This is a genomic window from Actinoplanes sp. 13 (assembly GCF_056134165.1).
The window spans coordinates 162,673-187,742 of the sequence record NZ_JBVYOQ010000001.1 but is presented as its reverse complement, the minus strand read 5'-3'; the positions used below and the strand labels follow the sequence as shown (position 1 = coordinate 187,742).

Here is a 25,070-nt window from a genome sequence, read left to right as displayed (position 1 = left end):
CCTCGGCCCGGCTCCTCGGCCCGGCTCCTCGGCCCGGCTCCTCGGCTCGGCTCCTCGGCTCGGCTCCTCGGCTCGCGTGCGAAGGGTGAGCCGGGGACTTGTTCTGCCGGACCCCTCCAGCGGATTTTGTCGGACCCCTCCGATAGAACTACGCGCACCTGTTCGTGAGGAGGTCTGGTTGTGACCAGTGATGGCGTCGCCCATGAGCGGCGCGGCACCGTGCGGGTGATCGCGCCGGTGCGGCCGAGAAAGCTGGCGAAGGTGCCGTTCGTCGAGCTGTCCGAGGGGCGGCTGCAGGGCGTGGTGTCCAGTGGCTCGGACGTGTCGCGGGTCTACGTCTCGTCGATCACCGCGGGGGATCACGGGCTGAGCTGCAACACCAACAACAACCGGCCGTGCGGCGGCCTGAGCGGTTCCTACGCGTGCAACCACATCCGGGCGCTGCTCGACGCCGCGGTCGCTCAGTACGGTCCGGGCCGGGTCGCCCGTTACCTGAAGGTCGAGCTGGCCGACGGCGAGGATGACCTCTGGACCGGCCTGCACCCGGCCACCGCGCCCAGCCGCGCGGCCGAGGTGTTCAGCAGCTTCCTGCGCCACCTTGCCTACCTCGAGGTGCCGCCGACCACCGATCCGCTGCCCGAGCTGCAGTGGTTCCCGGCCGCCGGGGCGGTGCGCTGATGCTCGCCGACGCGCTGCGTTTCCACCCGGCCGGCCTCGACGAGGCACTCACCCTGGCCGACGGGGTGGACGACGCCCTCGTGCACGGTCTCGCCCGGATCGACGACGAGCGGGCCGCGGCCCTCGAGTCGCTGGCCACGGCGTTCGCCGGCACACCCCTCGCCGACCGGGTCGCCGACTCGATCGGCAAGATCCTGGCCGGCACGGTGACCGACGAGCACCTCGCCGTGCTGGCCGGCGCCCGGGCCGCGCTGCTCGGCGCCGCCCACGACGCGTTGCTCTTCGGACTGGACGCCGCGCTCGGCCGCAGCCGGGCGCCGTGGTCGGCGCCCGCCGCCCCGGCCGAGCCGAGCCACCTCACCGCGGGCAGCCGGTCCTGGCTGCGTGAGCTGGCGATCGCCGGCTGGCGCGGCGTCGACCACGAGCTGGCCGGCGGCGGAGCGCAGACTGTGCAGGCGCTGCTCGACGTGCCCGCGGCCCGCCGTCTCGCGGTGCTGCTCGACGGGTTCGCCGCCGAGTTGCGGGCGTCCGCGCCGGTGGCCACCTGCGACCGGATCCCGGTGCGCCGCTGGGCCGACCTCTGGGCCCGGGCGCTGCTGCTCTCCCAGGACGACTTCCCGGCCGCCGGCGGCGATCCGGTGGACGGCCGGCTGCTGATCCTCGGTGTCGACCTGCACGAGCACCCGACCGTGTTCCGGGCACAGGCGCACGGTCTGCTGGAGACCGCCGGCGGTGTGCGGCTGGTCCGCACCAGCGTGGCAGCTGCCAAGGTGGACACGATCAGTGGTCCGTCCGCCTGGCGGATGCTCGCCTCCTTCCAGGTGTTCCGCTCGGCCGTCGCCGAGCACCGGTCGGTCGAGGTGGCCGGCATGCTGCTCACCCCGGGCGGCGACCTGATCTGGGACGAGTCCCGCGCCACCGTGGGCGAGCCGGCCGACCCGTTCGCCACCGCCCGGGTCCAGCTCGGCGCGGCCACCGCGCCGTCCGTCCTGCCGCTGGACCGGCACCCCACCGCGCTCGCCGAACCGGTGCTGTTGGAGGGTTACGCGGCCGCCGCCGACTCGTTCGACCTGGGCGGCGTCACGCTCGCCGTGGACGTCGACCGCATCCCGGAGGCCGGCCCGCTCACCCCGGCGCTGGTCGCGGCCTCGACCGCCTGTCTGGGCCTGCTGCGGTGGGACGGCGGCCGCTGGTCGGTGCAGCCGCTCGCCGTGCAGGCCACCGTGCGCCGCAAGGCGGTCGCGGTGCACAGCGGTGACTGGGCGCTCGGCCCCACCGAGGCCAAGGCGGCGAAGGCGGAGGCGACGGCCGGCACAGCCGTGGACGTTCTCCGGGAGCGCGCGGGAAGGCTGCTGCGGAAGTGAGCGCCACGGAGAACAGGCGACAGGTCCTCTACTGGCGGTTGCTGGCCCGGCTCTTCGACCCCGACGAGCAGCCCGCGCTGGAGTCCGGCAGCGTCGCGATCGTCGACGATCTCGGGCTGCCCGCGGCACTGCTCGACCCGGCCGTCTCGGTGGACACCGTGGTGCAACGGTTCCCCCAGCTCGAGGCGGAGTTCGACGGCTTGATGAGTGGTGCGGCCGACGACCGTGACGGCGAGGTGCGCCGGGCGGCCCTGGTGTCCAAGCTGCTGCTCAACGTGTTCGCCACCGGCTCCGGCAACGTCACCGCCGGGCAGCTCGCCCGGTGGCAGGCGGACGCGGGGTGGTTCGAGCGGGCGCTCGGCTGCACGCCGGGCGCGCTGCGTGGCCGGGCCGCGGCGGCGGGCGCCGGCGCACCCTCCGGCTCGGGCTCCGGCTCTGCCGGCCCTGGTTCCGCAGGTTCGGGCTCTGGCGGTTCGGGCTCTGGCGGTTCGGGCTCTGGCGGTTCGGGCGCTGACGGGTCGGGCTCTGACGGCGCCGGCTCGGGGGCGGCGGGCGGCGGCTCCGGTGGTGCGGCCGGCACCGGTCCGGGTGACGGTTTCCGGGTCGACCTCGGGCCGGTGCTGGCCGGCATCGAGGCCGACCTGGTGAGCCGGATGAAGCTGCGGGAGGTGCTGGCCGACAACCGGCTCGCCAAGCAGCTCACCCCCAGCATGTCGCTGATCGAGCAGCTTCTGCGGGACAAGGACAATTTGGACGGTGTCGCGCTCGCGAACGCCAAGGCGCTGATCCGCAAGTTCGTCGACGAGGTCGCCGAGGTGCTGCGGACGCAGGTCGCCCAGGCCGGTGCCGGCACCATCGACCGGTCCGTCCCGCCGAAGCGGGTGTTCCGCAACCTCGACCTCGACCGCACCATCTGGAAGAACCTGCCGAACTGGAATCCGGAGGACGAGCGCCTCTACGTCGACCGGCTCTACTACCGGCAGACCGCCAAACGGATCACCCCGGCCAAGCTGATCGTGGTGGTGGACCAGTCCGGCTCGATGGTCGACGCGATGGTCAACTGCACCATCCTGGCCTCGATCTTCACCGGTCTGCCCAAGGTGGACGTGCACCTGATCGCGTACGACACGAGGGCACTGGATCTCACGCCGTGGGTGCACGACCCGTTCGAGGTGCTGCTGCGCACCAAGCTGGGCGGTGGCACGGACGGCACGGTCGCGCTCGACCTGGCCCGGCCGAAGATCACTGACCCGCGCAACACCGTGGTGGTCTGGATCTCGGACTTCTACGAGTGGCAGGCGCAGGCGGTCTTCGACGGGATGGCCGCGATCCATCGCTCCGGCGCCCGGTTCATCCCGGTCGGCTCGGTGAGCAGCAGCGGCCAGCAGAGCGTCAACCCCTGGTTCCGCCAGCGCTTCAAGGACCAGGGCACCCCGGTCCTCTCCGGCCGCATCAAGAAGCTCGTCGTCGAGCTCAAGAATTTCCTCGCCTTCTAGGAGACACATCCATGAGTGACATGCTGCGCGCCCCCGCCGAGACCAAGTACGCGGAGGAGCTCGACTGGCTAGAGTCGATCGACGACGGGCCGAAGCCGTTCTCCTGGCGGCTCAGCCCCAAGATGGTGCGCCTGTTCATCCTCGGCTCGGAGCGCGCCGACGGGCTCGACCGGCGGGTCGAGCAGAAGTGGTTCGGCGACCGCAGCTTCGTCGAGCGGTCCATCGTCACGCTCGCCTCGGACCGGGGCCTGCTGCTCATCGGCGACCCGGGCACCGGCAAGAGCTGGCTGGCCGAGCTGCTCGCCGCCGCGATCAGCCGCAACTCGACCCTCGTGGTGCAGGGCACCGCGGGCACCACCGAGGACCACATCAAGTACTCGTGGAACGTCTCGATGGTGATCGCCAAGGGTCAGTCCCGGGCGTCGATGATCCCGTCACCGATCATGACTGCGATGGAGGGCGGGGTGATCGGCCGCTTCGAGGAGCTCACCCGGTCCACCAGCGACGTGCAGGACGCGCTGATCTCGATCCTCTCGGAGAAGTACGTCTCGATTCCCGAGCTGGACGACGACAACATCGTCTTCGCCAAGCCGGGCTTCTCGATCATCGCCACCGCGAACAGCCGGGACCGCGGTGTCAACGACCTCTCCTCGGCGCTCAAGCGGCGTTTCAACTTCGTCCGCATCCCGGTCGTCACCAACCGCAAGAGCGAGGCGGAGATCGTCCGCTTCCGCACCGAGGAGTTGCTGCGCCGGCACAACATCGAGCTGGAGGTCCCGCCGACACTGCTCGACGTGCTGCTGCAGAGCTTCGCCGACCTGCGTGCCGCGGCCACGTCGGCGAGCAGCGACGACGAGCGGCTGGAGTCGGCGCTGTCCACCGCCGAGCAGATCGGCGTCCTTGAGGACGCCATCCTGCACAGCAACTTCTTCGGCGCGTCCGCCGTCACCGCGGAGGCGCTGGCCGGATCGCTGGTCGGGTCGCTCGCCCGGCGCAGCCCCGAAGACCTCGCCATCCTGAACAAGTACTGGCACGGTGTTGTCGAGCCGCGCAGCAAGGACCAGGGCGGCGAGTGGAACGGCTTCCTGGAGGGCGGTCGCCGGGCGATCGCCACGCTGTCTTGAGCGGCCTGGCGCCTGCCGGCTCCGCGGCCGCGGGCCTTCCTTCCGCCGGCGCGGCGCAGGACCCTGCGGCTCAGGGCCCTGCGGTTCAGGACCCTGCGGCTTTCGCCGGCCCGTTCGCGGCGCTGCGGGAGCAACTGCTCGGTGCGGCCGAGGCACTGTCCGGCGGGCCGGCCGCGTTGCCGGAGATCCTGGCCGGGATCGTCGACGACGTCGACCACGCCCTGCGTGAGCCCCTCGAGATCTTTCCGGTCTGCCACCACTCACCGGCGTCCGGCCTCGCCATGGTGCGGCGGCTCCGCGAGAAGCAGCCCAAGGTGATCTACCTGGAGCTCTGCGAGGACCTCGGCCCGCTCCTCACCGAGCTGCGCAACTGCCGGCTGCCGGTGGCGTTGCAGGCGTTCGCGTCCGAGGCGGACGGCTTCCCCGTGGAGTCCGCGCCGCTCAGCGTGATCGCGCCGATCACCGAGGCCTCCGCGGAGTACCAGGCGATCGCCTACGCGCTGGAGACGCCGGGCGTCGAGCTGGTCCTGGTGGACCGGTCCACCGACCACGTCTTCCAGTGGCAGCCCGCCGTCGAGCCGCACCCGGCCGAGGAGCCGGAGGAGGACCTGCACGGCGACGCCGTCGGCGTGGAGATCGGCGACCTGCGGCCGCGGTTCGCCGAGCTGGAGGAGCACCTGCTCCACCACGGCCGGGTGCGGCACTGGTCCGAGTGGTGGGACCAGTACGTCGAGCAGCCGCTTGCGAACGCCGACTACGAGACGTACCGCCAGGTCATGGTCCTGATCGGCAGCCTTTTCCGGCGGCTGGCCCCGAACGGCGCGCGGCGGCACGCGACCGACGAGGACCGCGAGCGTTACATGTGGACGCGGATCCGCGAGCACCTCGCCGCCGGTGGGGTGGACCGGGCCGACTGCCTCTATGTGTGCGGGGCCTTCCACGCCGCCAGCCGGGTTCCCGAGGCCGGGTCCGCGCCGGACACCCCGGACTTCGAGATCACCCCGCGGACCGGCACCACCTGGCTCTACGGGCTCATCCCGTCCAGCCACTCGGCGATCGAGGCACAGTTCGGGCTGGCGCCCGGCTCCGTCTCCATCGCGGCTGCCACCTGGCAGAAGCAGCTGGGCCGGTCCCGGCTCATCCCGTTCCAGCTGGCGGGGCAGAAGGGCGGCCGGAAACGGGCGACGAAGGCGCTGCCCGCTCCGGTGGCCGTCGCGGAGCCGGTCAGCGACCATCTCACCGGCTATCTCTCCGGGCCGCCGGCGCTGGACGGGCTGGACGAGGAGGAACTGCGCCACTGGTGCGTGGACATCGTGCGGCTGGCCCGCCGCAACGGATACCTCGCCAGCACCGCCGACGCGATCGCGATCTTCGAGACGTCGATCCTGCTGGCCGGAATGCGAGGGCGGGCGCGGCCGACACCGTACGACTTCCAGGACGCCGCGGTCACGTGCATCGAGAAGGACACCGTGCCCGGCCGCCGGGATGTCCGGCGGCTCTGCGAGATCCTGCTCGGCGGCGACCGTATCGGTCAGGTCGGCTACGAGGCGTTGCCGCCGCTGGCCCGTGACGTCTACGACCGCCTGGAGCCGCTCGGGCTGAACCTCGAGCAGCGGACCATCCAGCGCGCACTGCTCGACCTGGCTGCCCGGCCGGAGCTGGCCGCCTGCTCGCAACTGCTCTGGATGCTGCGCTACCTGCTGCCCGACCAGGCAGTGCGCCCGATCATGGGATCCCGGCGGCTCGGCGAGAAGCACATCCAGGAGAGCTGGGACCTCGACCTCGGCCGGCACCAGCGCACGATCATCGAGCTGGGGTACGAGGGCGTCACCGTCGAACAGGTCCTCGAACAACGGTTGCGCCGGGACGCGTGGGACCCGAAGGCGACGGCGGCCACCGCGCTCAAGGCGGTCGAACACTCGCTGCTCTTCCTGCAGAGCCCTCGGCTCACCGACGAACTCGGGGCGCGCGCCGTCGTGCTGCTCGCCGCCGAGCGGGCGGTGGACGAGGCGCCCACGGTGCTGCGGCGGATCCGGCGCCTGCTCGCCCACTACCGGGCCACCACACCGGCGTTGCCGTCGTGGTGCGAGCGGTTCGTCACCGAGGGGTACGCGCATTACTGCACGTTGCTGCCGGGCGCGTTCGTGTCGGAGGAGACCGGCGTGCGGCAGGTGGGCGCCATGCTCGGCTTCCTGTTCAGCATGGAGAGTCTGGCGTTGTCGCTCGGCTGCGACCGCATCCAACTGGAGCTGGCCGTCCGGCAGTCGCATCCCGAGTCGCCCGCCAAACTCGCCCTGTTGTGGGCCGCCCGGCACCAGCTGGGCGGGCTGACTATCGCCGACCTGCGCGCCCAGGTCGACGAGCTGCTCGGCAACCCGCTGGTCGTGCCGGCGTTCCCGCAGTACGTCAGCGGCTTCGTCCAGGCCCTCGAACCGGTGCCGCGACTGGCGCCGTTCGTGGTGGAAACCCTGTCCAAGGCGTTCGGCCGGCTGCCTGATCCGGTGCTGCTGCCGTGGCTGCCCACGCTGGTCACGACGTTGCGCGAGCAGGCCGGCGAGCTGGTCCCGATCCTCACCCGGGAGGCCGGCCGGACGTTCCCGGCTGCCCTGCCGGCCATCGACTCGTGGACGGCTCCGTGGAACGCGCGGCGCCCGTCCCCGGCCGGCCCCGATGAGATCGGGCTGCGTCCAGGCCCCGCCACGCTCCTGCTGGCGGCGCATCCCGCAGCCGCCGACGCGGTTGCGGCCCTGCTCGGCTGCACCGGGGAGTGGTCGAGTGCGGACGGCGCCCGGCGGGACGACTCGGCCGGCGGTAAGGGCGGCGTGGCCGGCGATGACGCTGTCGCGGCTGCGGCAGCGAACCTGCTGGCGGCGCATCCGGAGGGGGTGGTCGCGGTCGCAGCGTTGCTCGCCGGCTGACAGCCGATGCCGGCCGATGGGCGGCTGAGGGGTGGCCGGTCGCGGGGTTGGTGGCGGCCGGGCCGCGATGGGGGATGGCCCGGCCGCTGTGGCGGTCCGCCCGTGGGGTGGCGGGCGGCTCGCCGGCCTCCGGGGAGAGGCCCGAGTAATGCTCAGTCGGTCGTCAGCCGACGGTGGGACGTGTGTGGTGCCGCTGGTGGGGCGGCCGCCGGGTCTGCGGTGCCGGCGGAGAGGAAAGCCGACGGCACCGCAGACACGGCTGGAGAGAGTGGCCGGCGAAACCCCCCAGCGCCGCCGGCCGGTTCTCTCAGTGAACGGCGCAGGGGATGCCGTTCAGGGTGAAGGCTGTGGGGGACGGGTTGGCGCCGGTCCAGCTGCCGAGGAAGCCGAAGGATGCGGAGCCGTTGGTGGCGAGCGCGCCGTTCCAGGAGGTGTTCTTGACCGTTACGGCGGTGCCGGTCTGGGTGAGCGCCCCGTTCCAGAGCTGGGCGATCGTCTGGCCGCTGGTGTACTGCCAGGCCAGCGTCCAGCCGTTGACCGCCGCGCCGCCCGTGTTGGTGACCTTCACGTCGCCCTGGAAGCCACTCGGCCAGGTGCTGGTGACCCGGTAGGCGACCGCACAACCCCCGGTCCCCGGCGACGGTGAGCCGCTGGGCGAACCGGACGGCGACGACGAGGGGGATGGCGACGACGAGGGGGACGCTGAGGACGGTGACGACGAGGGGGACGCGGAGGACGGTGACGGCGAGCCGGTGGATTCGATCTTCGACGGGTCGACCACGCCCCAGTACGCCGACTTCGCCTGCAACCGGGTGTCGAACAGCAACGGCGCGTCCTTGCGGGTCACCGGGAACGTGTCCAGCCAGGTGTTGTCGTCCGCCAGCCCCCACAGCGTCACCGACGTGATCTGGGAGGCGTACCGGCGGAACAGGGCGAACATGTCGCGGTACACGTACGCCTGCTGGAGCAGCCGCGCGGCCGGCGGCGTGGGGAAACTCTCGCCGTCGCTGGTGTAGATGCTCACGTCCATCTCGGTGATCTGCTGCTCCAGCCCGAGCGGTGCGAACTTCTGCAGCATCGCCTCGGTCTCCGCGATCGACGGCCAGCTCACGTTGATGTGCATCTGGTGGCCGACGCCGTCGATCGGCACGCCCTCGGCCCGCAGCTGGGCCACCAGGTTGTAGAGCTTGTCCCGTTTGGCGGGCACGTTGGTGTTGTAGTCGTTGATGAACAGCTTGGCGTCGGGCACCACCTCACGGGCGACCCGGAACGCGGTGCGGAGGTAGTCCAGGCCGGCGATGGTGAACCACTCGCTGCGCCGCAGGCCGTCCGGCTGGTTCTCGTCGATCACCTCGTTGACCACGTCCCACACGCCGATGTCGTCGCCGTAGTGGCCGGCCACGTTGCGGATGTGGTTTTCCAGGCGGGACAGCAGCAGTGCCTTGTCCTCGGCGGTGGCGGTCATCGGCCGGCCGTCGGCGCCGGTGAAGACCCACGCCGGAGTCTGGTTGTGCCACACCAGCGTGTGCCCCCGGATGGCCTTGCCGTTCGCCTTGGCCCACGCGATCAGCGGGTCCGCCTGGGCGTACGTGAAGGTGTTCTCGGAGGGCTCGGTGGCGTCCCATTTCAGCGCGTTGCCGGGGGTGACGCTGGTGAAGTGCTTGTCGAGCAGCTGCCCGTGCTCGGTGATGATCTCCGCCCCGGTGATCGCCGCGCCGACCGGGAACTCGGTGACCACGTCCGCGACCGAGGGGATGTCGGTCTGTACCGGCAGCGCCGGCACGTAGCTCACGGTCAGATCGTCGATGTGCAGCGGTTCGGTGGTCGACGCGGTCTCGACGTAGATCCGGAGGAACTCGACGTCGGTGGCGACGGTGTAGCGCCCGGTGAGGTTCGTCCATCCGCCGGACGTGACCGCGGTGTTGCCGACCACCTGGTCGTACGACGCCACTCCGCCGGTTTGGCGTTCCACGCTGAGCCGCGCGTTGTCCGACCCGGTCGCCATCCGCACCCACACCGAGATCGTGTACGCGGTGCCCGGCTCGAAGACGTCGAGCACGTCGAGCGACGGTCCCTGCCAGCTCGCGGTGCGCCCGGCGACCGCGAGGCTGCCGGTGCCGCCGTGCGCGACGGCGGTGCTGTGCGTCAGCGTCTCCGCCGACCTCCCGGACCACCCCTGGACGGTGCCGTCCTCGAAGTCGCTGGTCAGCACGACGATGGGCGCGGGGTCGACGGCCGCGCCGGCGGTCGACGTGAGGGTGACTGCGGCCAGGGGGATCGCGACCATGAGGGTGGCCACGGCGAGCCGCGCGAGAGCGCGCATCTGTCGGGTCCTTCGCGTGGTGGGGGTACGCGGGCAGGAAGTGACAGACATAGTTTCATGGGAGCGCTCCCACAGCAAGAAACAAGTTTGAAATATTGGATCAGAGGACTTCCTGGACGGCGAAGTCCTTCCCGTTCGCCGGGCACGACCCGTGCGGCCGCGGTTCGTACGTGTAACCGTGCCCGCCGATGTCGAAGCCGAGCACGCTCACCCGCTGTCCGTCGGTGAGCCGGCGCAGCTTGCCGGAGACCGGCTCGCGGAAGTGCACGACGGACGGCACCGCCGGATCCACCCAGGCCTGCCCCTTCGGCCAGACCAGCAGGACCGGCTCGTCCGGCCGCCCGTGCAGGTACGCGCAGTTCTCGGTCAGGTGGAACGTGGCCTCGGCGTGGACGCTCTCCTGGGCGCCGACCCAGTCGATCACCTGGAGGAACACGAGCGGCCCCGCCGAGGGCTGCGTGCCCTCGGCGAACGAGTCCGGAACGGCGGGCGGCGGCGACGACCGGGGCGCGGCGGAACGGGGTGCGACGGAGGCGGAGGAGGGTGGCGACACCGGCACGGAGGAGACCGCCGGGCCCGGCGATGGCGACACCGGCACGGAGGAGACCGCCGGGCCCGGCGACACCGGGGTCACCTCGATCGGGGTGGACCGCGCCGGGGGTTCGCTGCACCCGGCGGCGCAGAGGGCGACAACACTGATCGTCGCGAGGGCTCGCGTGGCGTTCATGCCCGATCCGACGCGCCGGCGGCCTGATCGGTTCCGGTGGCCTCGCGGAGAGTAACGGGGCGTATGGGGGAATTCCGCCCGAGATGCGGGATCTTGCGTACCGGAAACGGTCAGAGGACTCACGGGGAATTCCTAGGATTGGCTTCTAGGGTCGAGAAATGCAGAGTGTGGCGGTCGTCCCGTGATGACGGTGCTCCGCCCGGAGGGGCCCGAACCGCCGGAACCCCCGCCGGAGGAGCGGAAGAGCCGGTGGAACACTCCCGAGCGCCGCAAGAGCGTACGGAACAAGCTGTTGATCGGCCTCGTCGTGGCGTGGGCCGTCGCGATCACGGTGCTGGTGGCCGTCCGCGATGGGAGTGATCCGCAAGCCGGCGCCGCCCCGGCGGCATCGCCGTCCGCCTCCGCCGCGCCGCTCACCGTGGCGCAGGTCTATCAGGCCCTGGCGCCGTCGGTCGTGCTGATCCAGACCACCGGGCACGACTCGGCGGACAAGCTCGAGGCCGGCACCGGCACCGGTGTGATCGCGAACGCGGACGGCACCGTGCTCACCGCTCTGCACGTGGTGGACGGCGCGGAGAACATCCAGCTGACGTACTCCGACGGCACCAAGTCGGTCGCGGTGATCGCGAGCAAGGACCCGGAGCAGGACATCGCGACGATCACCCCGCAGAAGCTGCCGGAGACGCTGGTGCCCGCGGTGATGGGCGGCGGCACCGCGATCGGCGACGACGTGGTGGCGATCGGCAACCCGCTCGGCCTGACCTGGAGCACCAGCAGCGGCGTCGTCTCCGGCCTGGAGCGCACCATGAACTCCGAGCGGGGCGACATCGAGGGGCTCATCCAGTTCGACGCGGCGGTCAACCCGGGCAACTCGGGCGGTCCGCTGATCAACACTCGCGGGCAGGTGGTCGGCATCGTGATCGCGCTGGCCAACCCGACGAACGCCGGCACGTTCATCGGCATCGGTTTCGCCGTGCCCATCGGCGCCGCTCTCGGCGGTGGCGACGAGGGCGACGGCCAGGCGCCGCCACTGTGATCAAGACAAGGACGGATACATGAGCTGGACCGACACCCCGTCGTCCGCGGCCGGGCCGATCGAGAAGGTGCTCTACGAGGTCAAGAAGACCATCGTCGGGCAGGACCTGCTGCTGGAACGGCTGATCGTGGCGCTGCTGGCCCGCGGGCACATCCTGGTCGAGGGTGTGCCCGGCCTGGCCAAGACGCTGGCGGTGAAGTCCCTGGCCCAGGCGATCGGCGGCGACTTCCACCGGGTGCAGTTCACCCCCGACCTGGTGCCCGCCGACATCGTCGGCACCCGGGTCTATCACCAGCCGACCGGCGAGTTCCAGGTGCAGCTCGGCCCGGTCTTCACCAACCTGCTGCTGGCCGACGAGATCAACCGGGCGCCGGCCAAGGTGCAGAGCGCGCTGCTGGAGACGATGCAGGAGCGGCAGGTCACCATCGGCCGGGAGACGCACCAGCTGCCGAACCCGTTCCTGGTGATGGCCACTCAGAACCCGATCGAGAACGAGGGTGTCTATCCGCTGCCCGAGGCGCAGGTCGACCGCTTCATGATGAAGGTGGTGGTCGGCTATCCGAGCGTCACCGAGGAGTTCGTGGTGGTCGAGCGGGCGCTCGCCCCGGCAGCGGTCATCCAGCGGATCATCGACCCGCCGACGCTGGTCAAGCTGCAGCAGGAGGCCGACAAGGTCTACGTCGACCCGTCGCTGATCGAGTTCGCGGTGAACCTGGCACACGCCACCCGGGAGCCGTCCCGGGCCGGGCTCACCGACCTGGCGCGGTACGTGACGTTCGGCGCCAGCCCCCGTTCGTCGATCAGCCTGGTGCTGGCGGCGCGGGCCCTCGCCTACATCCGCGGCCGGGAGTACGTCGTGCCGGAAGACCTCAGCGACCTGGCCCTGGACGTGCTGCGGCACCGTCTCGTGCTCTCCTACGAGGCGCTCTCCGACGAGGTCACCCCGGACCTGATCCTGCAGAAGATCCTGGCCAACCTGTCGTTCCCCGAGCCGCGAGGCCGATAGTGGCCACCGCCCCCGATCGGCTGCTGCGGCGCCTGGAGTGGAAGCTCGGGCGCCGCCTCGACGGACGCCTGCAGGGTGCCTACCGCACGGTGTGGCACGGGGCCGGGCTGGACTTCACCGACCTGCGGGCGTACACGCCGGAGGACGACGTCCGGCACATCGACTGGAACGTCACCGCCCGTCTCGACGAGCCGCACGTCCGGCAGTACACCGAGGACCGCGAGATGACCGCGTGGTTCGTGATCGACCGGTCGGCCTCGATGAAGTTCGGCGGCAACGACGGCAAGGAGTCGGTCGCCACCGAGCTGGCGATCGGGCTGGCGCGGCTGGTCACTCAGGGTGGGAACCGGGTCGGGGCGATCCTCTTCGACAACGAGTCCCACCAGATCATCCCGCCACGGAGCGGGCGGGACCAGATCCTGCGGATGGCGCGAGAACTCCAGAAGAGCGGGACCACACGGGCGAAGGCCACGACCGACCTGACCGCGATGCTCCACCTCGCGGCGGCGACGACCGCCCGGCGCCGCAGCCTGATCTTCGTGATGTCCGACTTCATCGGCGAACCCGGCTGGGACCGGCCGCTCGCCCGGCTCACCCACCGGCACGAGACCGTGGTGATCCGGGTGGTCGACCCGTCCGAGATCGAGCTGCCCGACCTCGGGCTGATCCTGGTCGAGGACGCGGAGACCGGCGAGACCCTGCTGGTCGACACCAGCGACCCGCTCCTGCGGGAACGGCTCGCCGACCAGGTCGGGGCACGGGAGGACACCCTCGCCGAGGGCATGCGCAGGGCCGGGGTCCGCGCCCACCGCGTCACCACCGACCAGGACCTGCTCGCCGTGCTGGTCGACATGGTCCGCCGCAGCGGGGGAGGTGCGCGCCGATGAGCGTCCTCTACCCGGTGCTGCTCGCCGTGGCCGTGGTCGTCACCGGCGCGGCGATCTGGGCCTACGTGCGGCTCCAGCGCCGCCGCGGTGCCGCCCTGGCCGCGGCCGGCTTCGTCAGCCGGCAGGGCCGGATCCGGCGCCACCTGCCGTACGCCCTGCTCCTCGCCGCCCTGCCGATCCTGCTGATCGGCCTGGCCCGCCCGCAGGCCGAAGTCGCGGTGCCCCGGGTCGCCGGCACCGTCCTGCTCGCCTTCGACATCTCCAACAGCATGTCGGCCACGGACGTCGCGCCGACCCGGCTCGCCGCGGCGCAGGAGGCGGCCGCGAAGTTCGTCGAGGACCAGCCGGAGACCGTCGACGTCGGTGTGCTGGCCTTCGGCAACCAGGCGCTGCTCACCCAGGCGCCCACCGACGACCACAACGCCGCGATCGCCGCGATCAAACGGGTCAAGTCCAGCGGCGGCACCTCGCTCGGCGAGGCCATCCTGGTCGGGCTCGGCACCATCGTCGGCAAGCCGGTCGCCCTGCCCGAGGAGGGCACCCCGCCGCCCGGCGACCTCGGCTACTGGCCGTCGGCGACGATGGTGGTCTTCTCCGACGGAGAGGAGACCGGCGGGCCGGACGTGCAGGCGGCCGCCGAGCTTGCCGCCGCGGCCGGCGTGCGGATCCAGACCGTCGGCGTCGGCACCGCACAGGGCGGCACCGTCGAGGTGGACGGCTTCCAGCTGGGCACCGCCCTGGACGAGTCCACGCTGACCGCGATCGCGCAGATCACCGGCGGGTCGTACCGGCCGGCCACCGACGCCGGCACGCTCGCCGAATCCACCGAGGCGATCGAGCTGCGCCTGACCACCGAGACGGAGCCGGTGGAGCTGACCGCGCCGTTCGCCGCGGCCGCCCTGCTGCTCCTCACGCTCGGCGGCCTGCTGAGCATCCGCTGGCACGGAAGGATCATCTGATGTCGCTGAGCTGGCCCTGGGCGCTGCTCGCGCTGCTGGTCGTGCCGCTGCTGCTGATCGCCCGCTGGTGGCTGAACCGGCGCCGCAGGCGGGCCGCGGTCACCGTGTCCAGCGTCGCGCTGATCCGTGCCGCGCTGCCCGGCCGCACCGCCTGGCGGCGGCGCATCCCGGTCCTGCTCTTCCTGGTCGGCCTCCTCGCCCTCTCCGGGGCGGTCGCCCGCCCGCAGGCGTCGATGTCGGTGCCCTCCAACAACACCACGATCCTGCTGGCCATCGACGTCTCCGGCTCGATGTGCAACACCGACATCGCCCCCAACCGGCTCGCCGTCGCCGCCGACGCGGCCCGCCAGTTCGTCGAGTCGCAGAACGGCGAGACCAAGATCGGCCTGGTCGCCTTCTCCGGCATCGCCGGCCTGCTGGTCCCGCCGACCACCGAACGCGAACCGCTGCTCGACTCGATCTCCACCCTGAAGACCGCCCGCGGCACCGCGATCGGCCAGGCCATCCTGACGTCCATCGACGCCATCGCCGAGATGAACCCGGAGGTCGCCGCGACCGGCGTCGACCTCACCGAGGCCCCGCCCGGCGAACAGGGCGACTACGAGGCCGACACCATCGTCGTGCTCACCGACGGCTCCAACACCACCGGCGTCGACCCGGTCACCGCCGCGGAGCAGGCCGCGGCCCGCAAACTGCGGGTCTACACGATCGGCTTCGGCACCACCGAACCCCAGCAGCTCGTCTGCACCGCCGACCAGATCAGCGGCGACTCCGCCTTCGGCGGGCGCCAGTTCGGCGGCGGCGGCTTCGGCGGCTGGGGCGGCGGCGGCCGCGGCGGCAACCGCGAGATCGACGAGGAAGCCCTCACGCAGGTCGCCGACCTCACCGGCGGGCGCTACTTCAAGGCGCAGGACGCGGAGCAGCTGACCGAGGTGCTGGGTGACCTGCCCGGCGAGTTCGGGCTGGTCAAGCAGGACGTCGAGGTCACCGTCTGGTTCGTGCTGGCCGGCCTGGTGCTGGTCTTCACCGGCGTCGGCCTCGCACTCTGGTGGAATCGCGGGCCACGACCCAAAGCCTTGGGGAGTACGACCCACCGAACGGTCCCGTAGCGTCGGCGCGAGGTCGCCGCGGGGCGGGCCTTTGCCGCGTCCGCCGGGCTGAGCTGCCCACGAACGCGGGCGATCCGCCGGGTCCCACCGTGCGCCTTACATCGCCGCCTTGTCCGTCTTTTCCCGGCGGCATACCGTGCGCATGTGGGTTCTCGCCCTCTCAGCTACCGCGACGCGACACGACTGCTCGGCGTGCCGGACAACCCGCTTGTCAAGGCATTCAGCTCGGTCAGCGGGCTGGCTGCCGCAGCGGTCAACATCGGCAGCCTCGGCGGTAACGACATCTTCGCCCTGAGAGCCGAGGCGATCCGGTGGGGCAATACGGTAGCCATCAACTTGCAGGAGCGGGTGACCGGAATCCGTCGATTCGACCGGACCCAGCGACTCGTCGCCGCACATTCGATCGTTGTGGTCACTTCGTTTTTCAAAGCCCTCGACGTCGTGCTGGGCGATGAGCTCGGTGACGATCACTCGGCGGACGCCGTTGTGGGACTTCTGCCGAGGACTCCTGGCCCGGCTGGATACACGACAACGAGGGCTTTGCCGGGAACTGGCGCTGGAATTGCTGCCGGATGCCGGGTACGCGCACCCGACGTGGACGCGGGGTGACTACGATCCGCGACAATCACCGGTCGCCGCTCGGCACGCGGCCTTCTCCGCCAATCTGGTTTGTTTGGTGGTGTTGCTGACCCACCAGCCTGTCGACACGGCGGAACTCGTCGGGAACCGGTGGTGGAGAAATGGCGTCGACAGGCACTGCTCTGGCGGAGCCAGCTCGACACCGCCGACAGCGGGCCATCTGGCAATTCCTTCGCGTGGCGTGGCGGTTGGACGTGGATCCGACTCGTTTGGAGATCCGGCCCGAGGACGGGAAAGACATCAGCATTTACGAATCGCCGCCATGGCCGCCTGACGTCCGCCCCGCCACGCGCCGATCCGGCGATCTGCGCGACCACGCCGCCGTCATGGCGCCGAACGTGTCGGCGAGCAGCGACAGCCGTCTTGGCAAGGCACTGCGCCAGCATGCCGGCGACGGCAGCTTCGCCATCCAGCTTCGGGTCGGACCACGGTCGGTTTAGTCGGGCGATCAGTCCACAGTCACGACGACGACCGGCGCCACCTTGCTGGGCGCCGAATCTTACGGCGGGGGATCTGCCGACCCGGCACGCCACTGGAAGTGGCTGCGGCACGCCGCATTGATGCCGGAGACTCGCGTCAACGTGATCCGGCCTCATGCCGACGTCCTCCCGTCAGTGATCGACGCCGGGCGTGGACGAGTTGCACGCGTCGGTCGTCCGGGCGTCGGCGACATGTTGCACCCGGCGGAGCAAACTCGTCACGGAATGGGCTGGTCAGAAGGCCCCCTGGCCGAGGTAGGCAGCTCCGCGACAAGCGCTGGGCCTGAGTGGGCAGCTCCGCCCGGCGCCCGCGGCAAAGGCCTGCCCCGCAGGAAGATCGCGGGATAGGTGGGGACCGTTTGGTAGGTCGTACTATCTGGGGATTATTCGGTTGAACTCAGGCGCTGGTGGCGGTGGGCGGCCATCCGGACCGGGGCGTTGGGCTCGCCGAAGCGGTCGTAGCCGTTGCGGCGTTCGACGATCTCGAAGAAGACGCGGCCGCCGAGCACCGGGGTGTAGAGGTGCAGGAGTTCGCCGCCGGACGGATCGCGGTCGTAGAGGATGCCGTGCCGGCGAAGGGTGGCCAGGAGGTCGTCGGGGAGGGCGAACCGGGCGGCCAGGTCGGCGTAGTAGTTGTCCGGGACCGGCAGCCGGGGCAGGCTCAGCGCGGCGGCGGTGGCGATGATGTCGCCGGTGCTGAAGGCGACGTATTGCGGGTCGGCGACGGCGGGGGCCCATTCGCCGCGGCGGAGGAGGGCTACGGTCAGGGCCAGCCTGATCTCGCGTCCAGGATTGATCACCGCTCGGGAGCGCATCAGGCCGAACGGGGCGGCATATTCCTCGGTGGCCAGATGGTCGAGCCCGAGCACCGAGTGATAGAAGAGGCCGGCCTCGTCGAAGTGGTCGAAGGGCTGCGCGAGTCCGAGGTGGTCGGTGCGCAGCAGGCCGGCGCCGGAGCTGGTGGGCCGGCCGGTGGGCAGGAAGTCGGAGCGCCAGTCGTTGTCGGGGCGGGTGACGAAGACGCTGGTCCCGTCGGGGGCGGTGATCGCGGCGAGTTCGGCCTCGCCGGGCTCGCGGACGTTCGGGTGAGCCGGTGCGGCGAGGGCCTCGGCGCGCTGCAGTGACCGTTGCGGATCGGCGGAGGTCACGGCGAAGGCGCTGATCGTGGCGGTGCCGGGTGCCTGGGGGCGGGTGACCGCGCTGTTCAGCACGATGCGGCAGTCGGACTGCTCCCACAACTCGACCGGTTTGGTGCGGTGCTGGCCGGTGTGGGCGAAGCCGAGGCCGCGCAGGGCGGCGCGCAGCTCGGGGCCGGAGCGGCCGTCGACGGCGAACTCGGTGAAGGCGGTGCCGGTGAGGCCGGGGGCGGTGGGAAGGCGGCGCGCCGGGGGTTCGAGACGGTCCTCCAGGGCGATCAGGGAGCGCATCGCGTCGACTGCCGTCCGGGCGGGGTCGGACTGGCGGAAGACGTCGTTGAAAACTTCGAGCGAGAGCGGGCCGGTGTATCCGGCGGCGAGCACCAGGCCGACGAATCCGGGCAGGTCGAAGGCGCCCTGGCCGGGGAAGAGCCGATGGTGGCGGCTCCACTGCAAGACGTCCATGTGCAGGTAGGGCGCATCGGCGAGCTGCAGGAAGAAGATCTTGCCGGACGTGATGTCGGCGATCCCTTTCGGGCTGACCTCGCGGGAGAGCACGTGGAAGGAGTCGAGGCAGAGGCCGAGGGCGGGATGGTCGGCGCGCTGCACGATGCGCCACGAGTGGTCCCAGGTGGAGACGTGCCGGCCCCAGGCGAGGGCCTCGTAGGCGATCCGGATGCCGCGGGTCTGGGCCCGGTCGGCGAGGGCGGCCAGGTGTGAAGCCGCGAGGTCGTCGTCGTCGACGGCTTCGGGGGAGACCGACGAGCACACCAGGATCGTGTCGACGCCGAGTTCGGCCATCACGTCGAACTTGCGCTCGGCCCGGTCGAGGTTGCGGCGGAACATCGCCGGCGGCACCGCTTCGAAGTCACGGAACGGCTGGTAGAGGTCGATGCTCAAGCCCCGATCGGCGCATCTGGCCCGGATCTCCGCGGGCGACCACGGCGAGACGATCAGGTCGTTCTCGAACAGCTCGATGCCGTCGAAACCGGCCGCGGCGGCCGCGGTGAGCTTGTCGTCCAGGGTGCCGGAAACGCAGACCGTGGCGATCGAGCGGCGCATGTCATGGCCCTTTCAGATATCCGGTGACCAGGTCGCCGAGCATGGTGCGGTAGTGCTCGCGGCGTTCCGGGTCCAACAGGTCCCGGTCGAAGAGCGCGCCGAACGTGTGCCGGTTGGCGACCCGGAAGAAACAGAACGAACTGATCAGCATGTGGACGTCCAGGGCGTCCACCCCGGCGCGGAAGGCGCCTTCCGCCCGCCCACGCTTCAGCACGTCGTCGAGCAGGGCGACGGCGGAGCTGTTGAGGTCGACGAGCCCGGCGACGTGGCTCATGTGCTTGGCCTGCTGGGCGTTCTCCACCCCGACCAGCTTGATGAACGTGGGGTGCGCCTCGTGGTGGTCGAAGGTGACCTCGGCGAGCTTGCGCAGGGCAGCCGGCGGGTCCAGGTGGTCGACGTCGACGGTGCGTTCGGCGGCCCGGATCTCCGCGTACGCCTTCTCGAGTACCGCCAGGTAGAGCTGCTCCTTGCCGCCGAAGTAGTAGTAGATCATCCGCTTCGTGGTGCGGGTGCGGGCGGCGATCTCATCGACCCGGGCACCGCTGTAGCCGCGCTCGGCGAACTCGTCGGTGGCCACGTCGATGATCTCGGTGCGGGTGCGCCCGGCGTCACGCCGCCGCTCTCCCGCCGGTGCCAGCATCGCCTTCTCCTGCTTCATGGAACCAAGTCTGCCGTGGGGCTTGACAGTGTCGGCCGTCACAGCCGATAACTAACGTACCAGTTCGTACATTAGCGATCGAGGGGTGTTCCACAGATGTCTGAGTGCCGGTGCGGGTTGATCGGAACGGGGATCGGCGCGTCGCTGTCACCGGCACTGCACGAGGCCGAGGCGCGCAGTCAGGGCCTCGACCTCAGCTACACGCTGTTCGATGTGGACGGCGGCCTCGACAAGCTGCTCGACCAGGCCGAACGGGACGGTTTCGCCGGCCTCAACATCACCCATCCCTTCAAGCAGCAGGTGATCGAGTTCCTGGACCACCTGTCCCCGCAGGCCCGGGCCATCGGCGCGGTCAACACGGTGGTCTTCCGCGACGGGGAGCGGCACGGCCACAACACCGACGCATACGGGTTCACCGAGGCGTTCCGGGCCACCCTGCCCGGCGCGCGGACCCGGCACGTCGTGCAACTGGGCGCCGGCGGTGCCGGTGCCGCCTGCGCGTACGCCCAGCTCAGCATGGGGGTCGAGCAGTTGACGATCGTCGACCCGGACACCGGACGGCGCGAGTCGCTCGCCGCCCACCTGCACGACACCCGCGTCGCTGCGGCCGCTCCGCACGAGCTGCCGGCGGTGCTCGCGGACGCCGACGGACTGGTCAACACCAGCCCGATCGGCATGCGGTCCCACCCCGGAATGCCGCTGCCCGCAGAGCTGCTCCACCGCGATCTGTGGGCCGTCGACATCGTCTACATGCCGGTCGAGACGGAGCTGCTGCGCGCCGCCCGTGCCGCCGGCGTGCGCGCGGTCGGCGGCACGGCGATGTGCGCCTACCAGGCCGCCGCCGCGTTTCAGCACTTCACCGGGCGTACCCCCGACACCGCGCGGATGTTGCGTCACCTCGACGTGCTCCTCGCGTGACCCCTCCCGAAATCCTGGAGCACGACATGCTCGACACCGAGACAACCACCCGTGAACTTCCCGAACCCCTACCGCTGCGCCGGATGGTCGGCCCCGGCATCGTGGCCGTCGGCATCGGCATGGCAGCCGGCGAGATCATCCTGTGGCCGTACCTGACCGCGATCGGCGGCCTCGGCCTGCTCTGGCTCGCCTTCTCCACCCTCGCCGTGCAGTTCGTCATCAACATGGAGATCGAGCGCTACACGCTGGCCACCGGGCAGACCGTGGTGGCCGGCTTCTCCCGCTGGTGGAAGGGCTGGGGCATCATCATCTGCCTGGCCGGCGCCTTCCAGTACGTCTGGCCGGGCTGGGCGACCAGCGGATCCACCGTCTTCACCTATCTGATCGGCGGCGGCGACCCGGTCTGGATCACCGTCGCCAGCCTGGTGATCGTGGGTGTGCTGCTGTCGCTGTCCAAGGTGGTCTACAAGACCGTCGAACGGGTGGAGACGCTCAAGGTCGCCCTCACCCTGTTCTTCCTGGCAGTCGTCGTCATCTTCGTGATCTCGCTGAGCACCTGGGGCGAGGGCGCCAGGTCCACGGTCACCGAGTTCGGGCAGATCCCGGACGGCATCACGTTCACGCTGATCCTCAGCGCGATCGGCGCGGCCGGCGCCGGCGGCGTGCACAACCTGGTGCTGAGCAACTGGATCCGGGACAAGCGGTACGGGATGGGCGCCCACGTGCCCCGTCTGATCTCCCCGATCACCGGTCAGGAGGAGGCGGCCGGCACCGGCCGGTACTCGTTCCCGATCGACGAGGCCTCGATGAGCCGCTGGAAGGTGTGGTGGAAGCGGGCCAACGTGGAGCACCTGATCACGTTCGTGGCGGTCTGCTTCGTGACCATCGGTGTGATGAGCCTGCTCGCGTACGAGACCCTGTTCGGCCGCGACGACCTCAAGAACGACCCGTCGTTCCTGCGGATCCAGGGTGACCTGTTCGAGGGCGAGGTGGGCACCTGGCTCAAGCTGCTGTTCCTGGCAGTCGCGGCGGTCTCGCTGTGGGCGGCGGCGATGGGCCTGCTCGACATCATCGGCCGGGTGGTGTCCGACTTCTTGAGCCGCACCTATCTGGCCGGGTCGGCCCGCTGGACCGAGCCGCGCATCTATTTCGCGGTGGTCTGGGGCGAGATCGTGCTGGGGTCGGCGATCCTGCTGGCCGGCTTCACCCAGCCGCTCGGGTTGCTGATCGTGTCGACGTGCGCGGCGTCGGTGGTGACGCTGCTGTACTCGATGCTGCTCATCAAGCTGAACACCCGGGACCTGCCGGGGGAGATCCGGCTGCGGGGCTGGCGGCTCGGCGGAATGGTGGTGGCGATCGGGTTCTACGGCTTCTTCGCGATCGCGATGGTGGTCACCCAGCTGCAGCGCCTCTAACCGGCGATGCGTGGTGATTTCGGGTGCGGTACGCACCCGAGATCACCACGCTCGTTGCTACCTGGCCAGGGAGAGGAAGCACATCGCGGCGCTGGCGCCGATCGCCAGCGTCAGGCTGCCGGCCACCCCGCCGGACATCGCCCACAGGTTGCCGGCCAGCAGCGCGGTTCCGGAGAACGCCGCGAGCACCGCGGTGCCCCGGGCGCCGCCGGCTGCGTACCGCCGGGCCAGCACGTAACAGGCCATGATCAGCGCGGTGAACGTGATCGTCCCGGCCGCCATGTGCCCGACCGCGTGCCAGCTCATCGTGGTCGGCACCGTGTCCGGGGTGCCGGCCGGGAAGCCGCCGCCGGGGTCCATCACCAGCACCCCGGCGGCGATCATGCCGGCTCCGGCGATCCGGGCCAGCCGCGGTGCCCACCGGCCGGCCAGGCTCGTTGCGCCGATGAGCAGAAGCACGCCGGCCACCACGAAGTTGGCGATCTGCAGCCGGCCGAGCGAGCCGGTGCTGAGCAGGCTCAGCGGGTGCCGGGTGAGATCGAAACCGTCCCGGGTGAAGGCCTGGGCGAACGAGACGGCCACCCAGAGCGGCCCGGCTGCGGCGAGTGCCACGCGGGCTGCGCGGACAGCGGGGGTACGGGTGACAACGGTCGTGGTCATGTCGGCTCCTTCGTCGTGGTGTCACCCAGACGTCGTTCCGCCGAAGTGACAGGTAATGATCTGATTACCTGTCACATCAGCTGGTTCGACGCTCGGGTGACAAGCACCGCCGACGAACGGAGAGACACCATGCGTTACCTGATGATGCAGAAGGCCCAGGGCGCCGCCCCGGACGAGAAGCTCTACGCCGACATGGCCGCCTTCGTCGAGGAGCTGACCGCCTCGGGTGTCCTGCTCGCCACCGGTGGCCTCGACCCGGCCGGCGTCAAGATGACCTCCGCCGGCGACGAGATCACCGTGACCGACGGGCCGTTCACCGAGGCCAAGGAGGCGATCGCCGGCTTCGCCCTGATCGAGGTGCGCTCCCGCGACGAGGCGATCGAGCTGTGCCGGCGCTTCCGCAAGATCGTCGGTGACGGGGAGAGCCTGATCCACCAGGTCTACGGCTGACCCGCTGATGGGCGACCTCTCCGCCACGGTCGGCGTCGTCTGGAAGCAGGAGTCCGCGCGCATCGTCGCCGGGCTCCTGCGGATCGTGCACGACGTCGGCCTGGCCGAGGAACTGGCCCAGGACGCGCTGGTCGCGGCGCTGGAGCAGTGGCCGGTGTCCGGGCTGCCGGACAACCCCGGAGCCTGGCTGACGACGACCGCCAAGCGGCGGGCGATCGACCACCTCAGGCGGTCGGCGCGGGTGCGGGGACTCGGATCCACCGACCTGCCCGGCCTCACCGAGGACCGGGAACCGGCCGGCGACGACGTGCTGCGGCTGATGTTCATCTCCTGCCACCCGGTGCTGCCGACCGAGGCCCGGGTGGCGCTCACCCTGCGCGTGGTGGCCGGCCTTTCCCCGGCGGAGATCGGCCGCGCCTTCCTGACCGGTGAGGCGGTGACAGTACAGCGGATCGCGGCGGCCAAGCGGGCCCTCGCGGAGGCCGGGGTCGCCTACGCCGCACCGGCCGAGGTGGAGCTGTCGTCCGTCCTGGAAGTCGTCTACCTGATCTTCAATGAGGGCTACTCGGCGTCGGCGGGCGCCGATCTGATCCGCGCCGACCTCTGTCTCGAGGCGCTGCGACTGGGGCGGCTGCTCGCCGCCCTGGCCCCGGACCAGGCCGAGGTGCACGCGCTGGTCGCGCTCATGGAGATCCAGCAGTCGCGGGCGGGTGCGCGTACCGGCCCGGACGGCGAGCCGATCCCGTTGCACGAGCAGAACCGCGGCCGCTGGGACCGCTTGCTGATCAACCGGGGGTTCGCCGCGATGCTGCGGGCGCGGGAGGCCGGCGGGCCAGCCGGGCCATACCTCCTCCAGGCGGCCATCGCCGTCTGCCACGCGCAGGCCCGCGCCGCCGAGGAGACCGACTGGGCCCGGATCTCCGCACTCTACGAAGCCCTGGAACGGCTGCTGCCGACGCCGGTGGTGCGGCTCAACCGGGCCGTGGCGGTCGGCTTCGCCGGCGGGCCACAGGCCGGGCTCGACCTGCTCGACGGGATACGTGCCGATCCGAGACTCGCGGAGTACCACCTGCTGCCCGGTGTCCGCGGCGATCTGCTGATCCGGCTGGGCCGGCCGGCCGAGGCCCGGCTCGAGCTGGAACGCGCCGCGTCCCTGACCCGCAACGCGGCTGAACGCGCCTTTCTCCTGCGCCGGGCGGCCGAGCTGCCGGCCGGAACGGGTCCGTTGCTCGGTTCCGCGGTCGACGAGTTCCTGGCGGGTCTGGGCCCGGCCACCGCCCGTGCCTACGGCCAGACCCTGCGCCGGGTCGCCCGGGTGCTCGGCGACCGCACACCGCTGGTAGCCCTGACTGCCGGGCGCGTGGCCGAGGTGTGCGCGACGGCCTGGCCCGCGGTGGCCCCGCGAAGCTGGAACAGGCATGTCGCCGCGGTCCGTTCCTTCGCGGCCTGGGCGGACGTCGTGGACGTGTCCGCCCAGCTCCGGATCCGGGCTGTGGACGTTTCCGCCGAGCGCGAGGTCCGGGCTGTCGCCGTGTCCGCCGAGCGCGGGGTCCGGGTGCGGGCCGGCGGACAACTGGCCGGCTCTGCGCCGGACGCGACCCGGCCCGAGCCGCCGGACGCCGGCCTGCGGGAACGAACGCTCTGGTGTCTGCTGGCGGAGTCCGGTGCGCCGATCGGCGTGATTCTGGGACTCGACGTGCAGGATCTCGACCTCGACGACCGCAGCGCCCGGGACGGGCTGGTGGTGTGGCGCTCCGGGACGGCGCGCCTGCTCCCGCAGCTGATCGGGGGCCGGGCCCGTGGACCGCTGTTCCTCTCCGAGCGCCGTCCGGGACCGGGGCGCCGTCCCGCCGAGGCCGACCTCTGCCCCGAGACCGGACGGCGGCGCCTGTCCTACGAACGAGCCGAATATCTGTGCAAACGGCTCACCGGCCACACCCTCCGCCACCTCCGCCGAGCCACCCCAGCGTGTGAAGTTGCGCCCACATAGCGACCCCAACTTCACACGCTGGGTTCGGCGGCTGAG

At 71.1% G+C, this 25,070-nt stretch carries 21 protein-coding genes; 16 read left to right on the top strand and 5 right to left on the bottom strand.

The window, feature by feature from the left end; genetic code table 11:
* Positions 1–180: 180 nt before the first annotated feature.
* The 5 genes from AC0NH5_RS00755 (at position 181) to AC0NH5_RS00735 (ending at position 7,580) form a co-directional block, all read left to right on the top strand.
* Positions 181–678: a hypothetical protein gene (locus tag AC0NH5_RS00755; protein WP_474398651.1), complete on the top strand. Its 498-nt coding sequence runs from the start codon at positions 181–183 to the stop codon at positions 676–678.
* Positions 678–2,042 carry a hypothetical protein gene (locus tag AC0NH5_RS00750; RefSeq protein ID WP_474398649.1) on the top strand — a complete coding sequence of 455 codons (1,365 nt, stop codon included), beginning with the start codon at positions 678–680 and terminating at the stop codon, positions 2,040–2,042. Before AC0NH5_RS00755 ends, AC0NH5_RS00750 begins: the two co-directional genes overlap by 1 nt.
* A gap of 203 nt (positions 2,043–2,245) precedes the next feature.
* Positions 2,246–3,538 carry a VWA domain-containing protein gene (locus tag AC0NH5_RS00745; protein WP_474400294.1) on the top strand — a complete coding sequence of 431 codons (1,293 nt, stop codon included), beginning with the start codon at positions 2,246–2,248 and terminating at the stop codon, positions 3,536–3,538.
* A gap of 11 nt (positions 3,539–3,549) precedes the next feature.
* Positions 3,550–4,662, top strand: coding sequence for an ATP-binding protein (locus AC0NH5_RS00740; protein WP_474398647.1), 1,113 nt, complete (start codon positions 3,550–3,552; stop codon positions 4,660–4,662).
* 122 nt (positions 4,663–4,784) lie between these two features.
* Positions 4,785–7,580, top strand: coding sequence for a DUF5682 family protein (locus AC0NH5_RS00735; protein ID WP_474400292.1), 2,796 nt, complete (start codon positions 4,785–4,787; stop codon positions 7,578–7,580).
* A gap of 307 nt (positions 7,581–7,887) precedes the next feature.
* On the opposite strand, the gene AC0NH5_RS00730 is transcribed toward AC0NH5_RS00735, so the two are convergent.
* Positions 7,888–9,903: an endo-1,4-beta-xylanase gene (locus tag AC0NH5_RS00730; protein ID WP_474398644.1), complete on the bottom strand. Its 2,016-nt coding sequence runs from the start codon at positions 9,901–9,903 to the stop codon at positions 7,888–7,890.
* 100 nt (positions 9,904–10,003) lie between these two features.
* Entirely contained in the window at positions 10,004–10,630 is a 627-nt protein-coding gene (locus AC0NH5_RS00725) for a hypothetical protein (protein ID WP_474398642.1), read from the bottom strand.
* Between the two features lie 184 nt (positions 10,631–10,814).
* Between AC0NH5_RS00725 and AC0NH5_RS00720 the strand changes: the two genes are divergently transcribed.
* The 7 genes from AC0NH5_RS00720 (at position 10,815) to AC0NH5_RS00690 (ending at position 16,706) form a co-directional block, all read left to right on the top strand.
* Complete coding sequence (locus AC0NH5_RS00720) at positions 10,815–11,666, top strand: S1C family serine protease (RefSeq protein ID WP_474398640.1); 852 nt, start codon at positions 10,815–10,817, stop codon at positions 11,664–11,666.
* 19 nt (positions 11,667–11,685) lie between these two features.
* Positions 11,686–12,672, top strand: a complete 987-nt coding sequence (locus tag AC0NH5_RS00715; RefSeq protein WP_474398638.1) for an AAA family ATPase — start codon at positions 11,686–11,688, stop codon at positions 12,670–12,672.
* Positions 12,672–13,559, top strand: coding sequence for a DUF58 domain-containing protein (locus tag AC0NH5_RS00710; RefSeq protein WP_474398635.1), 888 nt, complete (start codon positions 12,672–12,674; stop codon positions 13,557–13,559). Before AC0NH5_RS00715 ends, AC0NH5_RS00710 begins: the two co-directional genes overlap by 1 nt.
* Complete coding sequence (locus tag AC0NH5_RS00705) at positions 13,556–14,518, top strand: VWA domain-containing protein (protein ID WP_474398632.1); 963 nt, start codon at positions 13,556–13,558, stop codon at positions 14,516–14,518. The genes AC0NH5_RS00710 and AC0NH5_RS00705 overlap by 4 nt, the downstream gene beginning before the upstream one ends.
* Positions 14,518–15,627: a VWA domain-containing protein gene (locus tag AC0NH5_RS00700; protein ID WP_474398629.1), complete on the top strand. Its 1,110-nt coding sequence runs from the start codon at positions 14,518–14,520 to the stop codon at positions 15,625–15,627. Before AC0NH5_RS00705 ends, AC0NH5_RS00700 begins: the two co-directional genes overlap by 1 nt.
* 144 nt (positions 15,628–15,771) lie before the next feature.
* Complete coding sequence (locus tag AC0NH5_RS00695; protein ID WP_474398626.1) at positions 15,772–16,236, top strand: NACHT N-terminal helical domain 7-containing protein; 465 nt, start codon at positions 15,772–15,774, stop codon at positions 16,234–16,236.
* Positions 16,237–16,460: 224 nt separating this feature from the next.
* Positions 16,461–16,706, top strand: a complete 246-nt coding sequence (locus AC0NH5_RS00690) for a hypothetical protein (RefSeq protein ID WP_474398623.1) — start codon at positions 16,461–16,463, stop codon at positions 16,704–16,706.
* Positions 16,707–17,128: 422 nt separating this feature from the next.
* Here the strand turns inward: AC0NH5_RS00690 and AC0NH5_RS00685 are convergent, their stop codons facing one another.
* Together AC0NH5_RS00685 and AC0NH5_RS00680 are read right to left on the bottom strand one after the other, a co-directional pair.
* Positions 17,129–18,943 (bottom strand): bifunctional sugar phosphate isomerase/epimerase/4-hydroxyphenylpyruvate dioxygenase family protein, encoded by a 1,815-nt coding sequence (locus AC0NH5_RS00685; protein ID WP_474398620.1) that lies wholly within the window; start codon positions 18,941–18,943, stop codon positions 17,129–17,131.
* Position 18,944: 1 nt separating this feature from the next.
* Entirely contained in the window at positions 18,945–19,601 is a 657-nt protein-coding gene (locus tag AC0NH5_RS00680; protein ID WP_474398618.1) for a TetR/AcrR family transcriptional regulator, read from the bottom strand.
* Positions 19,602–19,697: 96 nt separating this feature from the next.
* Between AC0NH5_RS00680 and AC0NH5_RS00675 the strand changes: the two genes are divergently transcribed.
* Together AC0NH5_RS00675 and AC0NH5_RS00670 are read left to right on the top strand one after the other, a co-directional pair.
* A complete protein-coding gene (locus tag AC0NH5_RS00675) occupies positions 19,698–20,519 on the top strand; it encodes a shikimate dehydrogenase (protein WP_474398615.1) in 822 nt (273 codons plus the stop codon).
* The gene (locus tag AC0NH5_RS00670) at positions 20,516–21,934 is read left to right on the top strand and encodes an Nramp family divalent metal transporter (RefSeq protein WP_474398613.1); all 1,419 of its coding nucleotides are present in this window, start codon (positions 20,516–20,518) and stop codon (positions 21,932–21,934) included. The genes AC0NH5_RS00675 and AC0NH5_RS00670 overlap by 4 nt, the downstream gene beginning before the upstream one ends.
* Before the next feature lie 57 nt (positions 21,935–21,991).
* On the opposite strand, the gene AC0NH5_RS00665 is transcribed toward AC0NH5_RS00670, so the two are convergent.
* Positions 21,992–22,594, bottom strand: coding sequence for a DUF998 domain-containing protein (locus AC0NH5_RS00665; RefSeq protein ID WP_474398610.1), 603 nt, complete (start codon positions 22,592–22,594; stop codon positions 21,992–21,994).
* Positions 22,595–22,723: 129 nt separating this feature from the next.
* Here AC0NH5_RS00665 and AC0NH5_RS00660 point away from each other — a divergent pair, with 129 nt between their 5' ends.
* Both AC0NH5_RS00660 and AC0NH5_RS00655 read left to right on the top strand, forming a co-directional pair.
* Positions 22,724–23,044, top strand: a complete 321-nt coding sequence (locus tag AC0NH5_RS00660; RefSeq protein ID WP_474398607.1) for a YciI family protein — start codon at positions 22,724–22,726, stop codon at positions 23,042–23,044.
* A 7-nt stretch (positions 23,045–23,051) separates the two neighbouring features.
* Positions 23,052–25,034, top strand: a complete 1,983-nt coding sequence (locus AC0NH5_RS00655) for a DUF6596 domain-containing protein (protein WP_474398604.1) — start codon at positions 23,052–23,054, stop codon at positions 25,032–25,034.
* Positions 25,035–25,070: the final 36 nt, after the last annotated feature.

What these genes read in the sequence shown, in the direction of transcription:
- AC0NH5_RS00750 (WP_474398649.1), top strand. Translation starts at nt 678, where the DNA reads ATGCTCGCCGACGCGCTGCGTTTCCACCCGGCCGGCCTCGACGAGGCA.
- AC0NH5_RS00745 (WP_474400294.1), top strand. Translation starts at nt 2,246, where the DNA reads ATGAGTGGTGCGGCCGACGACCGTGACGGCGAGGTGCGCCGGGCGGCC.
- AC0NH5_RS00740 (WP_474398647.1), top strand. Translation starts at nt 3,550, where the DNA reads ATGAGTGACATGCTGCGCGCCCCCGCCGAGACCAAGTACGCGGAGGAG.
- AC0NH5_RS00730 (WP_474398644.1), bottom strand. Translation starts at nt 9,903, where the DNA reads ATGCGCGCTCTCGCGCGGCTCGCCGTGGCCACCCTCATGGTCGCGATC.
- AC0NH5_RS00725 (WP_474398642.1), bottom strand. Translation starts at nt 10,630, where the DNA reads ATGAACGCCACGCGAGCCCTCGCGACGATCAGTGTTGTCGCCCTCTGC.
- AC0NH5_RS00720 (WP_474398640.1), top strand. Translation starts at nt 10,815, where the DNA reads ATGACGGTGCTCCGCCCGGAGGGGCCCGAACCGCCGGAACCCCCGCCG.
- AC0NH5_RS00715 (WP_474398638.1), top strand. Translation starts at nt 11,686, where the DNA reads ATGAGCTGGACCGACACCCCGTCGTCCGCGGCCGGGCCGATCGAGAAG.
- AC0NH5_RS00705 (WP_474398632.1), top strand. Translation starts at nt 13,556, where the DNA reads ATGAGCGTCCTCTACCCGGTGCTGCTCGCCGTGGCCGTGGTCGTCACC.
- AC0NH5_RS00700 (WP_474398629.1), top strand. Translation starts at nt 14,518, where the DNA reads ATGTCGCTGAGCTGGCCCTGGGCGCTGCTCGCGCTGCTGGTCGTGCCG.
- AC0NH5_RS00685 (WP_474398620.1), bottom strand. Translation starts at nt 18,943, where the DNA reads ATGCGCCGCTCGATCGCCACGGTCTGCGTTTCCGGCACCCTGGACGAC.
- AC0NH5_RS00680 (WP_474398618.1), bottom strand. Translation starts at nt 19,601, where the DNA reads ATGAAGCAGGAGAAGGCGATGCTGGCACCGGCGGGAGAGCGGCGGCGT.
- AC0NH5_RS00675 (WP_474398615.1), top strand. Translation starts at nt 19,698, where the DNA reads ATGTCTGAGTGCCGGTGCGGGTTGATCGGAACGGGGATCGGCGCGTCG.
- AC0NH5_RS00665 (WP_474398610.1), bottom strand. Translation starts at nt 22,594, where the DNA reads ATGACCACGACCGTTGTCACCCGTACCCCCGCTGTCCGCGCAGCCCGC.
- AC0NH5_RS00660 (WP_474398607.1), top strand. Translation starts at nt 22,724, where the DNA reads ATGCGTTACCTGATGATGCAGAAGGCCCAGGGCGCCGCCCCGGACGAG.
- AC0NH5_RS00655 (WP_474398604.1), top strand. Translation starts at nt 23,052, where the DNA reads ATGGGCGACCTCTCCGCCACGGTCGGCGTCGTCTGGAAGCAGGAGTCC.